At 55.3% G+C, this 13982-nt stretch carries 13 protein-coding genes; 4 read left to right on the forward strand and 9 right to left on the reverse strand.

Annotated features, from left to right (window positions below; all coding sequences use genetic code 11):
• Genes BM258_RS22135 through BM258_RS22150 form a run of 4 tightly spaced genes read left to right on the forward strand, consistent with a single transcriptional unit; the run spans position 1 to position 3930 of the window.
• Positions 1-1098 (forward strand): hemin-degrading factor, encoded by a 1098-nt coding sequence (locus BM258_RS22135; protein WP_090075426.1) that lies wholly within the window; start codon positions 1-3, stop codon positions 1096-1098.
• Positions 1098-2027 carry a heme/hemin ABC transporter substrate-binding protein gene (locus BM258_RS22140; RefSeq protein WP_210186849.1) on the forward strand — a complete coding sequence of 310 codons (930 nt, stop codon included), beginning with the start codon at positions 1098-1100 and terminating at the stop codon, positions 2025-2027. The genes BM258_RS22135 and BM258_RS22140 overlap by 1 nt, the downstream gene beginning before the upstream one ends.
• Positions 2024-3133, forward strand: coding sequence for a FecCD family ABC transporter permease (locus BM258_RS22145; protein ID WP_090075427.1), 1110 nt, complete (start codon positions 2024-2026; stop codon positions 3131-3133). Before BM258_RS22140 ends, BM258_RS22145 begins: the two co-directional genes overlap by 4 nt.
• Before the next feature lie 14 nt (positions 3134-3147).
• On the forward strand, positions 3148-3930 hold the full coding sequence (locus tag BM258_RS22150; RefSeq protein ID WP_090075441.1) for a heme ABC transporter ATP-binding protein: 783 nt from the start codon (positions 3148-3150) through the stop codon (positions 3928-3930).
• Between the two features lie 150 nt (positions 3931-4080).
• On the opposite strand, the gene fucO is transcribed toward BM258_RS22150, so the two are convergent.
• From fucO to BM258_RS22195, 9 genes are all read right to left on the reverse strand, one after another.
• On the reverse strand, positions 4081-5229 hold the full coding sequence (gene fucO / locus BM258_RS22155) for a lactaldehyde reductase (protein WP_090075428.1): 1149 nt from the start codon (positions 5227-5229) through the stop codon (positions 4081-4083).
• A gap of 164 nt (positions 5230-5393) precedes the next feature.
• On the reverse strand, positions 5394-5708 hold the full coding sequence (gene rhaM / locus BM258_RS22160) for an L-rhamnose mutarotase (RefSeq protein ID WP_090075429.1): 315 nt from the start codon (positions 5706-5708) through the stop codon (positions 5394-5396).
• A gap of 124 nt (positions 5709-5832) precedes the next feature.
• The gene (locus tag BM258_RS22165; protein ID WP_090075430.1) at positions 5833-6858 is read right to left on the reverse strand and encodes an ABC transporter permease; all 1026 of its coding nucleotides are present in this window, start codon (positions 6856-6858) and stop codon (positions 5833-5835) included.
• On the reverse strand, positions 6855-7844 hold the full coding sequence (locus BM258_RS22170; protein ID WP_090075431.1) for an ABC transporter permease: 990 nt from the start codon (positions 7842-7844) through the stop codon (positions 6855-6857). The genes BM258_RS22165 and BM258_RS22170 overlap by 4 nt, the downstream gene beginning before the upstream one ends.
• On the reverse strand, positions 7844-9388 hold the full coding sequence (locus BM258_RS22175) for a sugar ABC transporter ATP-binding protein (protein ID WP_090075432.1): 1545 nt from the start codon (positions 9386-9388) through the stop codon (positions 7844-7846). The genes BM258_RS22170 and BM258_RS22175 overlap by 1 nt, the downstream gene beginning before the upstream one ends.
• A 73-nt stretch (positions 9389-9461) precedes the next feature.
• Positions 9462-10454, reverse strand: coding sequence for a rhamnose ABC transporter substrate-binding protein (rhaS, locus tag BM258_RS22180; RefSeq protein ID WP_090075433.1), 993 nt, complete (start codon positions 10452-10454; stop codon positions 9462-9464).
• Between the two features lie 86 nt (positions 10455-10540).
• Positions 10541-11383, reverse strand: coding sequence for a rhamnulose-1-phosphate aldolase (gene rhaD, locus BM258_RS22185; RefSeq protein ID WP_090075198.1), 843 nt, complete (start codon positions 11381-11383; stop codon positions 10541-10543).
• A gap of 11 nt (positions 11384-11394) precedes the next feature.
• Positions 11395-12642: an L-rhamnose isomerase gene (locus BM258_RS22190; protein ID WP_090075197.1), complete on the reverse strand. Its 1248-nt coding sequence runs from the start codon at positions 12640-12642 to the stop codon at positions 11395-11397.
• The coding region (locus BM258_RS22195) for a rhamnulokinase (RefSeq protein WP_090075434.1) at positions 12639-13982 on the reverse strand (1344 nt) is incomplete at its 5' end. The genes BM258_RS22195 and BM258_RS22190, both read right to left, overlap by 4 nt.

A 13982-nucleotide genomic window follows, 5' to 3' on the forward strand; every position in this document is an offset into this window, starting at 1 on the left:
ATGAATCTTGATATACAGCCGCATCCTGATGCGGAGAAAATTGCCACGACCATTGAAGAACTGTTGCCAGAAATGGATGGCAAGAGAGCGCGAGATGCCGCCGCTGCTATGGGAATTGCAGAAGGCCTGTTGTTGTCAGCGCGCGTTGGCAAGGATGTCACACGCCTCAAACCTGCAAGCAAACAAATGCTCAAGGCTTTCATTGATCTGGGCGAAGTGATGGTTTTGACGCGCAATGAATCTTGTGTTCATGAAAAGGTCGGCCACTTTGGGCGGGTTGGTGGCGGAGACGCTGTAGCGATCGTTCTGAATAAAGAAGTGGATTTGCGGGTGTTCCTCAATCATTGGCTTCATGTCTTTGCTGTTGAAGAAGAGACACCAAAAGGGATGAAGCGCTCCATCCAAATCTTTGATGCCGAAGGGCTGGCCGTTCATAAGATCTACCTGCGCCCTGCTTCCAATCTTGATGGCTTTGAGAAACTGAAATCTGAGTTTGTTCATGACACCCAGCTTGCGCTGTTTCAAACGAAGCAGAGCGAGAAGGAAGAAGCCTTTCCGCCCCGCGCAGATACAACTGTTGATGTTGCTGCCCTTCGGGAAGACTGGAGCGGCATGACTGACGTGCATCAGTTTTTCGGACTGCTTAAAAAGCACAAACTTGATCGTCAGCAAGCGTTTCGTCTGGCTGGCAATGCGTTTGCTTGCCAACTCGATATTGGCAGCGTTCGCGCCGCGCTCACCGCGGCGGCCGACATGCAACTCCCCATTATGGTTTTTGTTCACAACAAGGGCTGTGTCCAGATTCATTCCGGCCCCATTGCGCAACTCAAGACGGTCGGCCCATGGTTCAACATTCTCGATCCGGGCTTCAATCTGCATTTGCGAGAAGATCATGTCCATGCGGTCTGGCTTGTGCGCAAGCCCAACAGCTTTGGCCATGTGACGTCCATTGAAGTGTATGACAGCAATGGAGACATGATTGTTCAATTCTACGGGGTTCGGGACGAAAAGGAAGATGAGAATCCCCAATGGCGCGCTCTGGCTGAGCAACTCCCCAAAATAGAAGCAACCTCAGACTTGATAACGGAGACAGCCTGATGACCAAGACGCGGTTTTCCTCTCTTTCACAAGGAGCAATAGCCCTTTCTCTGTTTTTTACTGTCCTTTGCTCCAGCCATGCGGCTCTGGCTCAGGCTATGGCGCCAGACAGTCTGCGCATTGTCTCGATTGGAGGCTCTGTTACCGAGATTTTGTATGCGCTTGGCTTGCAGGATCAAATTGTGGCGGTAGATGATACCAGTACCTTCCCCCCTCAAGCACTCAAGGAAAAACCCAGCATAGGCTATATTCGGCGGTTGAATGCCGAAGGCGTACTCGCAGTGGAGCCCGGCATGATTATTTCAGAGGCCGGAGCTGGTCCCGTTGAGGCAGTTGATAGCCTGAAAGCGGCAGGCATTCCCATAATCTTTATTCCCACCTTGTACAGCCCAGAAGGAATTGTTGAAAAGATTGAGGCTGTTGGCGCTGCAGTCAAGGCTGAAAAAGCAGCTGAAAAATTGGCGGCAAATGTAAAAGCGGATCTTGATCTTACCGCCCATGTCATTTCCCGGATACCGGAAAAGGAAAGGAAAAAAGTGCTATTTCTCTTCTCCGTTCGCGATGGTCGGTTGATGGTGGGGGGCAAAAACAGTCACGCGGCAGCCATTATAAAAATGGCCGGCGGCACCAACCTCATGCAGTCCATTGAAGGCTACAAGATGGTAGATGACGAAGCGCTGCTCTCCAACCCTCCCGATGTGATCCTCATGATGAAGTCCCATGGGGACGCCATCAGCAATGAAGATCTGGCCGCTCTTCCGGCTTTGGCGCATTCGCCAGCCATCAAGAATAACCGGATTATTCGCATGGATGGTATGTATCTTCTCGGTTTTGGCCCTCGCACCGCCCAAGCAGTTAAGGATTTGGCCAAGCAACTCTATCCCGACAGCGAAGCTATTCGCAATTTGTCACTCGGTGAAAGACAATGAGCGTAGCAGGCCTATCCGAAGCTGCTGACACAGGCAAATTGAGCTTGTCAGGCTATATCAAGGTTAAAGGTGGCGACCGCTCCGCCTTTGGCCGTCTGGCCTTTTTTGCGCTCGTGCTTTTGCTGACCGGAACCGCAGGGCTGTCCCTGACCGTGGGGGCCTCGGATTTGAATTTCGTACAATTGTGGAGCTACTGGCTGGGCGGAGAAGATATGCCTTTGCGTCACACTGTCATTTTGTGGGATATCCGAATGCCCAGAATGGTACTGGGCATAATGGTCGGCGCATCACTGGCATCGGCTGGAGCCAGTATGCAGGGGCTTTTTCGCAATCCTCTGGCAGATCCCGGTATCGTCGGTGTATCGGCTGGTGCCGCTCTCTTTGCAATCATCGCCATTATCCTTGGCGACACGCTCCTTTCTCCGCTTCAATCCCTGCTTGGCATCTATATGTTGCCTCTGTTCGCCTTCTTTGGCGGGGTCTTCAATACGTTGCTGCTGTATATCATTGCCACCAGACGAGGGCAGACATCGGTTGCCACCATGCTTCTTGCTGGCATCGCTATCGGGGCCTTGATGGGCGCTGTCTCTGGCTATCTTATCTTTATCTCCAATGATCAGCAGTTGCGCGATCTCACCTTCTGGAGCATGGGATCGCTGGCAGGCGCAAACTGGGTGAAAATACAGTCTATCTTGCCATTTGTCTTTCTTGCACTGTCCGTCTTGCCCTTCACCGCGCATGGTCTCAATGCCCTCATGCTGGGCGATCATCAGGCCCGCCATATGGGCGTGCCGATACAAAAGCTCAAACGCCTGACCATCGCATCCATTGCTTTGGCTGTTGGCGCTTCTGTTGCCGTAACGGGGGGCATCGGTTTTATCGGCCTTGTGGTTCCCCACTTGTTGCGCCTGCTCATTGGGCCGGATCATCGCTATCTGCTTCCTGCCTCGGCCTTGCTCGGGGCTGTTTTGCTCCTGTTGGCTGACATGGTCGCCCGAACGGTGGCGGCCCCCGCTTCCTTGCCTATTGGTATCGTCATGTCGGCCATCGGCGGTCCCTTCTTCCTCTTTCTCTTGCTGCGGTCGAAAAGGGATATGATGCTGTGAGCTATGCGTTTGAAATGAAGGGCGCATCAGTGCAGGTCGGCACCAAAACCCTGCTGCATCCTGCCGATCTCACGATCAAGGCTGGTGAACTGGTCGTCATTGTGGGGCCGAATGGTGCTGGTAAATCGACACTCATGAAACTGCTGACGGGGGATTACACGCCCGCATGCGGCCAAGTGTTCTATGATGGCGAGACGCTAGGGTCCTGGTCTGCTGGAGAAATGGCAGCAAGACGCGCCGTGATGCCCCAATCAGATCCGCTTGCCTTCCCCTTCACGGTGTTTGAAGTTGTCCAACTGGGTGCCCGTTTATCCTCCGCGAGCCAAGAGGAGGCCAAGCAACGGGCGCTCAAGGCATTAATGAAGGTAAATCTGGCCGGTTACGAGGGGCGATTTTATCAGGAACTGTCTGGCGGCGAGCAGCAACGGGTGCAATTGGCCCGGATCTTGTGTCAGGTCTGGAATCCTGTGGCTGACAGAATTCCGCGCTACCTCTTTCTTGATGAACCGACCGCAAGTCTCGATATCCGGCATCAATTGGGTATCCTATCGCTGGCGCGCGATTTTGTGTCCAAAGGTGGGGGGTGTTTTGCCATTCTGCATGATCTCAACCTCGCCTCAATGTTTGCGGATCGCCTGCTGGTGGTTAGCCAAGGGCATATCGTTGCCGACGGTCTGCCCCGCGAAATTCTGACAGATCAGCTCATGAGTGAGGTCTTTTCTGTTCCCATCCGTGTCAGCCAAACGCCCCTTACACACCATCATCCCTTTATCCTGCCTCAGTCCTGCATGTTGTGATCCTCTGATTGCAGGTTATGGGAAGTTGGCGTGAAGGGCCGCTCTTTAGGCCGGATGCTTGCTGGTTCGAACAATCCAACTGAAAGGGGGGGACAACCCAAATGTTGGAAAAGGGATCGAACCAGCAATCTCGTCATTCGATTGAAGAGCCTACATCAAGGAGCGATAGAGTTCCTTGACCTCTTCAAGTTTGGCTTCGCGCGGATTGCCGCCCGTGCAAACATCAGCCATGGCCGCATCGGCCAGTGCATCGATATCGTCCGCCTTGGCACCCACCTCAGTGAGCTTGGTTGGGATTTTTACATCGATGGACAACTGCTGAACGGCATCAATGGCCGCTTTTCGAGCATCCTCAAGAGACATGCTCTCTACGTCGCTTACGCCCATGGCCGTTGCGATGGCGCGATATTTTTCGCCTGTATAGTCTGCATTGTAGGCCATCAGGGTTGGCAGCAGAATGGCGTTTGCCACGCCATGGGGCGTGTCATAAAAAGCGCCCAGCGGGTGGGCCATGCCATGAACAAGCCCCAGACCGACATTCGAGAAGCCCATGCCCGCAACATATTGCCCAAGGGCCATGCCTTCCACGCCTTCGGGTTCGCCAGCGCACGAGGCCCGCAAGGATTTGGCTATGATTTCGATGGCTTTGAGATGCAGGGCATCTGTCAATTCCCAAGCGCCGAGCGTGATATAGCCTTCAATCGCATGGGTAAGCGCATCCATACCTGTTGCCGCTTTCAGCGAGACGGGCATGCTTTCCATCAGCTCGCTATCGATGATTGCGACAATCGGAATGTCATGGGGATCAACGCAGACGAATTTGCGGCGGTTTTCGACATCCGTGATGACATAGTTGATGGTCACTTCAGCGGCGGTTCCTGCCGTGGTGGCCAGCGCAATGATCGGAACGCAGGGCTTTTTGGTCGGGGCCACGCCTTCAAGACTGCGAATGTCTTCGAATTCAGGGTTGTTGATGACAATGCCAATGGCCTTGCTGGTATCTTGCGGAGAGCCGCCGCCAATGGCGATGAGATAGTCGGCGCCACAGGCCTTGAAAGCTGCAATGCCATCTTTGACCACATCGATGGTTGGATTGGGCATCACCTTGTCGAATATCTCATAGGCCAGCCCGGCCTGATCGAGCATGTCGGTAACTTTGCTGACGACACCTGCCTTGCTCAGAACGCTGTCTGTAACGATCAGGGCTTTGTCGAAGCCGCGGCTTTTCACTTCGCCAACCAGTTCTGACCGACAGCCAGCTCCGAAATAGGATGTTTCATTTAAGATCATGCGATGCATATCAATTTGTCCTCCGTGTAGAATATTTTGTGCGTCTTGGTTGTTTGATGTGTTCTTGAGCCCTATCGCGGCGAACATGTCGGAGGTCGGAAGGCGGCTTTTGGGAGTCGTCAGATCGGCGAAATGCAGTCGGATCGGTTCAAAGGGATTAGGGAATAGGGGATCTATTCAAGATGGAACATCTCTTTAAGAGGGACGCTCACCGGCTCATTATCGGGCAGCACCTCCATGAGGGGTGCATTCCAGTCCCACCACTTTCTGACAATTGCCTTGTCGGGTAGTGCATCCATCAGATGCTTTTCATCCCGGCGGAGAAAAGCAAAGAGCTGGCCTGTTTCTTCATCCAGAAAAATCGAATAGTCCGAAACGCCCGCTTCCTTGAGAACCGAAATCATCTCGGGCCAGATTTCATCGTGGCGTTTTTTGTATTCATCCTCGACACCCGGCTTTAATTGCATCTTGAAGGCATAACGTTCCAAGGCCTTGATCTCCCCCTATTGGAAAGCTGTTCCAAGGTCAGCTCTCCGGTTTTCTTTGTGCTTGCGGGTGATGGCGCAGCCCACGATCATCGATTGGTCGAAGGGGCCGCGCCATCACAAGGCGTCATTCGCTTTTCTTTTTGCTAAGGCGTGGTAGATATTTCTGCCCGATGATTGGCAGAGCCACGGACACGACCAGCAGGGTGCCCGTGAACACGATCAGGATATTGCCCGGCACATTGTTGAGCGTGATGGCCAACCGCAGGAAGCCGATGACAAGAGCAGCGATGAAGACACCGGATATGGTGCCTTTGCCACCGTTGAGCGAAACCCCACCCAGAACAACAATGGTGATCACTTCCATCTCGAGGCCGTTGGCGATATCAGGTCTCGTGCTGCCCAATCGGGACGTCAGGAAAACCGCAGCCAGGCCTGCCATCAGGCCGTTGAGCGTGAACAGGATGAAGCGCAGGCGGTCGGTGCGAATGCCCGAGAATAGCGCCCCTTCCGGATTGTTGCCCAGGGCAAATATCGAACGGCCAATCGTCGTGTAGTGAATGACAATGATGAAGACGATAGAGAGCAGAACGAAGGTGATGAAGGAATAGGGCACCATATCCATGAAGTAGGACTGGCCAATCGCCGCAAATGCATCCGGATAATGGGCAATTTTCTCATTGCCAAGCACACCGGCGGCAACGCCACGAAACAGCGACATGGTGCCGATTGTGACCACGATTGCCGGCATTTTCAGGCGGGTTACCAGAAAGCCGTTGAAGAAGCCACAGGCAGCCCCTGTCAGTAAGCCAACCAGACACAGGGGCAGGGCTCCCAGCCCGAGGCTCTGGCTCGCCAGCCCCATCATCAAGGATGAAAGGGCCATCACCGAAGCCATCGAAATATCAATGTCCCGACAGATAATGACAAGGGCTGTTGACAGGGCCATCATTGCGATTTCAGAGAAAATGGCCGTTGAATCGAGCAGGTTGTAGATGTCGAGGAACCACGGGCTTGATAGGTCGCCGCCAACGAAAACCAGAATCAGCAGGCCGATGAGCACGATCTCCCTCGATTTCAGCATAGAGCCTGCCGATATCGTTGAGGGGGCATCGAGTGAGGGACGGTTGTTTGAGGAAACTGTCATGGTCATTCCTGTACTCCCTGACTTGCAGCCTGCGGAAGAATCCGCCTGACCGGAGGTTTTCGGCTGATCATGTTGAAATAGACTGCAATCAGGATGATTGCCCCGGACAATGCCTGTTGCCAGAACTGGCTCACGCCGATAACGGGCAGAATATTGTAGAGCGTTCCAAGGAACAGAGCGCCAAAGACTGCCCCGATAATCGTTCCTGCTCCGCCGGAAATGGCAACCCCGCCGATGACGCAGGCCGCGACTGTTTGCAGCTCGAAGCCAAGGGCAACGTCGGTATTGGCCATTGCATAGCGGGAGGTCCATAGCCATCCGCACAGACCCGACAGGGCGCCCGTGATGGTATAGACCCAGAATTCGTGATGCTTGACACGAACGCCTGCATATTCTGCAGCTCGGGGATTGCCGCCCATGCCATATAGCTCGCGGCCAAATCGGGTCTGGGTGGTCATGAGCCACATGCCGAATGTGACGATCAGACCGATCCAGAAAAACAGGGTCAAACCGAGAATGGGGGTGCGGGGGACCGATAGATATCCCTCCGGGAACTGATGTTGTACAACCCATGCCCCGCCGGAGACGACAAAGATCATGCCGCGCCAGACGCTCATGGTTCCGAGTGTCACGACAATCGGCGGGATCTTGAGTTCGGCCACGAGCAACCCATTGAACATGCCGATGAATGTGCCGATGATAATGCAGAGCACGGGCCAGACGATGGTTGGTAATCCCGGGTTGGCGACCGCGATGAGGGCGACCATCATGCCCGTAAAGGCAAGGTTGGCCGCAACCGACAAATCGATGCCCCGGATCAGGATGACGATCATCTGGGCTAGTGCGAGCACCATCAAGATGGAAAGGTCCGTCAGCAGATCGCGCAAGGCCTGAACGGTGACGAAGTTGGGCGTGACAATGCCCGCGATGACGATCAGCGCTATCCAGCTGGCTGCCAGCAACGCCTCACGGCTCTTGAGTGCCTTGACCATTATGCAACCTCCCGGTCATGAGACTGTGTTTGAGGCTTTTTCGCGCCTGTTGCGTAGGCGGCGATCACTTCTGCATCGAAATCCTTGCGGTCGAATTCTGCCACGATTTCGCCCAGCCGCATGACGATGATGCGGTCAGCCATGCCCATCAGTTCGGGCAGTTCTGATGAGACCAGCAGCACGGAGAGATCCTTCTCCACCATGCCGCCCAGCGCATCGTGCACCGAAGACTTGGCTCCGACGTCGATGCCGCGCGTGGGTTCATCGACAATCACAACATTGGGGTTGGTTGCCAGCCAGCGAGAAAGCACGACCTTTTGCTGATTGCCGCCCGATAGATCCTCAACTGGCTGTTCAATGTTGGCAGCACGGATGGCAAAGATCTGACCATAGTCCTGAGCAAGCTTTTTTTCTGCGTCCCGATTGGGCCAGATGCCGTTTGAAAGCTTTTTGAGTGAGGGCAGGGCGATGTTATCCCGGATTGAGAGAGGCAGAATCGCCCCCTGATTGCGCCGGTCTTCCGGCACATAGACAACCCCAGCATCAATGGCTTGCGAGCAGTCCGTCCAATGGATTGCCTTGCCATCAAGGGTGATCTCACCGGTAAAGGCATAAGGGCTTAACGCCATGATGGAGCGCATGATCTCGGAACGCCCCGCGCCAACCAGCCCGTAAAAGCCCAGAATTTCGCGCTTGTGCAGCGAGAAAGAGATGTTCTTGAACTCGATATTGTTGCCCAGATTCTTGACCTCAAGCAACGGCTCTCCCACTTCGACTGTGCGTTTGGGAAAGACTGTCGCAACCTCGCGGCCGACCATCATCTTGACAAGATCATCCTCCCGCACATCGGCAATATTGCCTTCTCCCACAAAGGAGCCGTCGCGAAAAACAACATAGCGATCAGCGATGTGAAAGATCTCGTCGAACTTGTGCGAGATGAACAGAATGCCTTTTCCAAGCTGCCTCAAGCGCTCGATAATCACATAGAGCTTTTCGATCTCGTTGGAAGAAAGCGAAGATGTCGGCTCATCCATGATGACGACATCTGCCTCTTCTGCGAGCGCTCTGGCAATGGCCACCATATGCTGCTGGCCGAGGCTGAGTTGTTTGAGCAGGATGGCCGGATCAATGTCAAGATCCACTTCCTTGAGCAATGCAGCTGCTTTTTCATGCATCTGCTTCCAGTCCAGCAAGCCACCGCTTTTCAGGCACGGATGCCCCATGAAGATATTCTCGACAACCGATAGTTCTTCAAACAGTGTCGTTTCCTGATGGATGGCGGTAATTCCCATCACGGCCGCTGCCTTGGCGGTTGCCAACTTGACCGGAATTCCCTTGATTTTGATTGTTCCGCTGTCAGGGTGATAAAGCCCCGTCATGGACTTTACGAGCGTTGACTTCCCAGCTCCATTTTCGCCAATCAGCGCAACGACTTCTCCGGGATAGATCCGGCATTCGGCGTTCTTGAGAGCATGAATGCCACCAAATGTCTTGGTGATCCCCTTGAGCTCGACAAGGGGAGTGGTGTTCGCATGATCAGCCATAATTTCCTCCGTTGGGAGGCAGGTCGGAATGTCCGACCTGCCTGATAGTGGCTCTACACATCAAGCAATTCACTCAGAAAATTTTGGAGTATTTGTCGACGTTGCTTGCGTCATAAACAAATGGCTGAGGCAGCGAGGTTTCCAGCTTGTCATCAAGCTTGAAGGAGCCCATCCGGCCAGCTTCAAGCTCGTCACCTGCTTGCACTTCCTCTTTCTGGATCAAGTCGTAGGCGAGGTAGGTGGCTGAGTAACCCAGATCGATTGGGTTCCAGATGGCAAAGGACTTGATAGAACCGGTATGCACATAGCCAGCCAATTCAGAAGGCAGGCCCAGACCGGTTACATAAACCTTGCCAACCATGTCCTGATCTTCAACCGCCTTGGCAGCGGCAGAAATCGCGACCGTTGACGGAGCGATAATGACTTTGAGGTCTGGATAGCGACGCAGCAGGGCGATGGTTTCGCGATAGGACTTGTCCGATTGTCCCATGCCATAGGCGACATCCACGAGCTTCAGCTTGGAGAATTCGTCGGATGGGAGCAGCTTTTTCATTTCTTCAATCCACTCATTCTGGTTGGTGGATTGTGGGGTTTCTGACAGGATGGCGATTTCGCCTTCCGGGCCGATGGCGTCAACCGCCATTTCCAGCTGTGCCTTGGCTGCTCCGGCTGCGGTTGCCGGATGCATATGCAGCATGCGACCTTCCGGTGCGATTGCGGAATCGAAGGACAAGACCTTGATGCCGCGTTTCATCGCCTTTTTGGCAACCGGAACAAGAGCGTCAGGATCATTTGAGGAAATTGCGATGGCATCGACGCGTTGCGCGATCAGGGCGTTGATCACCTCAATCTGGCCTTCAGCGGTAACGACGGCCGGAGCGTTGAAGATGAGTTCAACCCCACCAATTTCCTTGGCGGCTTCGTTGCCCCCGTCTCGTGCTGCTTCAAAGAAGGCATTGCCAAGGCTTTTGGGCACCATGGCGATGCGGACATCTGCAGCCATAGCCGCAGATGTTGCCATAAGGCCGGCAATCGCGGCCATTGATAGCAGGTGTTTCAGTTTCATAGTCTCTCTCCCTATCTACTATGGATTTTTCAATGCATGAAAGAGGCCCTTGGTTTTCCTCCCGAGAGGGCCTCTTTCGTTGCCTTTTAGTCGTCCAGGAAGTCGGGTTTCTGGACGAGCAGTTTTTCGAAATAGTCGGTGAGTTGGCCGAGCAGTTCTTTCGAGATGGTTTGTTTTTCGCCACCGGCGGACAGCACCTTGCGGTGGATGCCTGCGGCTTTCTCGATGGTTTCGATCAGCCCGAAGACGGAATCCGGTGTGGCTTCGGAGGCGAAAATGCCGTGGTGCGACCAGGAAATGATGCGCCCCTTTTCCATTTCCTTGATGGAGGCATCGGCGATCTGCGTGGTGCCGGGCAGCATGGGGGGAACGATGCGCACCCCATCAGGGAAGATCACGATGCATTCGGGCATCTTGGTCCAGAGCGCCATCGTCAACTCCTTGCTATCAAGGGGCAGGATGTAGCTGAGGGCAATGAATTCGGGGGCATGGCAATGCATGATGATCCGCTCGCGGCCTTCAGAGACGCGCTTGCGGACCGCATGGCCAGCCAGATGGGTGGCAAATTCCGAGGTTGGGCGTCCGCCATTGCTAAAGCCCCAGACGGTCTGATAGGCAGAGCCGCCCTCAACGATGCGGACGATGCCGAAGACCTGATCGGGAAACTCCGTGGCGTGGCGGAAATATTGCCCCGTGCCTGTGACGATGAAATAGTCCCCATCGAGGGTCGGCTGCGGCTGGGGCAGTGTGACGGGGGCAGCGGGTGTCACGTTCGGGTAGCGGCGTGCGAGCACGCTTTCCACTTCATCGGTTGGCAGACGCCATGAAATATTGCCACCGTTGGCTTCATTCCATCCCATTTCCCAGCAAAGGCGCGCCAGAGAGGCGACCTGTTGCACAAAGGGGATCGGGTGCGAAAATACTGTCATGCTTTTAATCCTTATCCGCGGGGGGCCACACTGGCCTGATAGCTGTTGAGGTCGGCGATGAGCGCCTTGCCAGTTGGAACATTGTTGCGCGCGCAGAATTCATCCCAGATCACGCCATAAGGCAGATCCTTGAGTTCTTCGGTCATCAGGAAGCGTTGGGTGAAGTCGAGTTTTTCCTCGATCGACTTCAGCTCGGCCTGTGGCATGAGCAGGGCACGCAGCAGAGCTTTCTGCATGTTGCGTGTGCCGATCACCCATGAGGATGTGCGGGCGATGGTCGCATCGAAGAAATCCAGCCCGATATGGGTGCGTGGCAGCAGGTTGCCGAAGACCAGTTCCTGCGCCATGGCCAGAATATCGTCGTTGAGCAGGATCACATGGTCGCTATCCCAGCGCATCGGGCGGCTGACATGCAGCAGGATTTCCTTGACCGACTGGGAGACGGAGGACAGCTTGTCTGCCACATTCTCGGTCGGGTGGAAATGGCCCATATCAAGGCACAGGAGTGTGCCCTTGCGGATGGCATAGCCCATGTAGAATTCATGGCTGCCCACGGTGCAGGCTTCCACCCCGATGCCGAACAGTTTGGCTTCCACGGCATCGAGCATATGGGCGGCATCATAGGGCTGTGCGATCATCTCGTCGATGGCGCTTTCCAGACGTTCGCGGGCGGCCAGCCGGTCAATCGGTGTATCTTTGTAGCCATCGGGCACCCAGATATTGTTGACGCAAGGGCTGCCCAGCTCTTCGCCGAATTTGGCAGCAATGGCACGGCAGCATTGACCATGGCGAATCCAGAAGTTGCGGATGTCCTTGTCCGGATGCGAAAGGGTCAGATTCTCATCCACCTTGGGGTGGCCAAAGAAGGTCGGGTTGAAGTCGAGCCCGAGGCCGTTGTCCTTTGCCCAATCGACCCAACTGGCAAAATGGTGATAGTCCAGTTCGTCCCGGGCCGGCGTCTCGTCTGTGTCGAGATAGCTTGCATGCAGATTGAGGCGATGCTTGCCCGGGATCTTGCCATAGGCAAATTCGAGATCGGCGCGCAGCTCTGCTGCTGTGCGGGCGCGTCCGGGATAGTTGCCGGTGATCTGGATGCCACCGGCGCTGCCGCCTTCGCTTTGCTCAAAGCCGACAACATCATCGCCCTGCCAGCAATGCATGGAGATGGGAATATCGGCCAGCTGTTTGATGGCAGCATCGGCATCTACGCCCCATTCCGCAAAAGCGTCGCGGGCGGCATCATAATTTAGGCGGGTCATTTGGCCAGTTCCTTTTCTTTGTGAAATAGCATGTGATAACGCTGGCGAATGCATGTCTGCTTGCGGGAGGTATGCGGCTGATATTGGGGCAGGTCTTCGCTGTTGCGAATGATCCGCCGCCCTTCATCAAGATCCGCAATCCAGCCAAGGCCGATCATCTGCACCACGGCGTTGCCCAGAGCGGATGCCTCAAACGGCCCGGCGATCACCGGACTGCCGAGGAAATCGGCGGTCAGCTGGCAAAGCAGGCCATTGCGGGCACCGCCGCCAACGATATGCAGCTCTGAGATCGTTTTCCCCTTGGAGAAGTCCATGAGTACGTCGGCGAAATTGAGCGCCAGGCTTTCGAAAATGCAGCGGGCCAGCTCGCCCCGGCTCTGCGGCACGGGTTGGCCCGTCTCCCGGCAGGCTGTCTGTATGGTCTGGACCATGGAGGCTGCGCGGAAATAGCGATCGGCCATGGGATCGATGAGGGATCGTCCCGGTTCGGCTTGTTCGGCGTCGGCGACCCAGTCGGCAAAATCGCTGTCAGGGGCCAGTTCTTCGCGCACCCGCTGGATCAGCCAAAGGCCGGACACATTGCGCAGCTGGCGATAGGTGTCAAACACGCCGCCCTCATTGGAGAGGCCATGGCGGAAGGCATAGTCGGAGAGATCGGGCACCTGCGCCTCGCGGCCCACCAGCGCCCATGTGCCCATGGATATAAAATAGGGCTCTGGCGTCAGGGAGGGCAGGGCGGCAACGGCGGAGGCCGTGTCATGGGTGCCGCACAGAACGACGTTCGGGGCCTGGTCTGCGCCCTCGCCAAGGCCCCATTCAGAGCACCAGTCCGGTTTGAGCGGTCCGAGGATATCGCCAGCATTGCGAATGCGCGGCATCACTTTGGGGGGCATGGCGACTTGCTGAAGGAGATCCGGATCCCAGCTTTTGTCATGCACGCTGAGCATCTGGGTGGTGGTGGCATTGGTATATTCGCTGGACCAGATGCCGCTCAGCTGGAAATGGATCCAGTCGGGCAGCAGCATGAAGCGGTCGAGCCGGCTGTAGCTTTCCAGCGGATGATCCTTGAGGGCATAAAGCTGATAGAGACTGTTGAGTTCCAGCGACTGGATGCCGGTCTTCTCGAACAGCTCATGGGCGCTGATCCCGCTTCTGCGATAGAAATCGGGCATGATGCCTTCGGTGCGGGCATCTCGATAGCTTACAAAGGGCAACAAGGCCGCTCCATCCTCATCCACGGGCACGAAGTCCACGGCCCAGCTATCGACGCCGATGGAGGCGATGGTCGGATCTGAGGCGAAGGCCTTACCAATGCCTTGCCGGATGCCACCCCAGAGATA

The organism is Cohaesibacter marisflavi (assembly GCF_900115225.1).
Taxonomy (GTDB): domain Bacteria; phylum Pseudomonadota; class Alphaproteobacteria; order Rhizobiales; family Cohaesibacteraceae; genus Cohaesibacter; species Cohaesibacter marisflavi.

Bases quoted from the DNA above. Each gene is read 5' to 3' on its own strand.
- BM258_RS22135 (WP_090075426.1), top strand. From the start codon at position 1: ATGAATCTTGATATACAGCCGCATCCTGATGCGGAGAAAATTGCCACG.
- BM258_RS22140 (WP_210186849.1), top strand. From the start codon at position 1,098: ATGACCAAGACGCGGTTTTCCTCTCTTTCACAAGGAGCAATAGCCCTT.
- BM258_RS22145 (WP_090075427.1), top strand. From the start codon at position 2,024: ATGAGCGTAGCAGGCCTATCCGAAGCTGCTGACACAGGCAAATTGAGC.
- BM258_RS22150 (WP_090075441.1), top strand. From the start codon at position 3,148: ATGAAGGGCGCATCAGTGCAGGTCGGCACCAAAACCCTGCTGCATCCT.
- fucO (WP_090075428.1), bottom strand. From the start codon at position 5,229: ATGCATCGCATGATCTTAAATGAAACATCCTATTTCGGAGCTGGCTGT.
- BM258_RS22165 (WP_090075430.1), bottom strand. From the start codon at position 6,858: ATGACCATGACAGTTTCCTCAAACAACCGTCCCTCACTCGATGCCCCC.
- BM258_RS22170 (WP_090075431.1), bottom strand. From the start codon at position 7,844: ATGGTCAAGGCACTCAAGAGCCGTGAGGCGTTGCTGGCAGCCAGCTGG.
- BM258_RS22175 (WP_090075432.1), bottom strand. From the start codon at position 9,388: ATGGCTGATCATGCGAACACCACTCCCCTTGTCGAGCTCAAGGGGATC.
- rhaS (WP_090075433.1), bottom strand. From the start codon at position 10,454: ATGAAACTGAAACACCTGCTATCAATGGCCGCGATTGCCGGCCTTATG.
- rhaD (WP_090075198.1), bottom strand. From the start codon at position 11,383: ATGACAGTATTTTCGCACCCGATCCCCTTTGTGCAACAGGTCGCCTCT.
- BM258_RS22190 (WP_090075197.1), bottom strand. From the start codon at position 12,642: ATGACCCGCCTAAATTATGATGCCGCCCGCGACGCTTTTGCGGAATGG.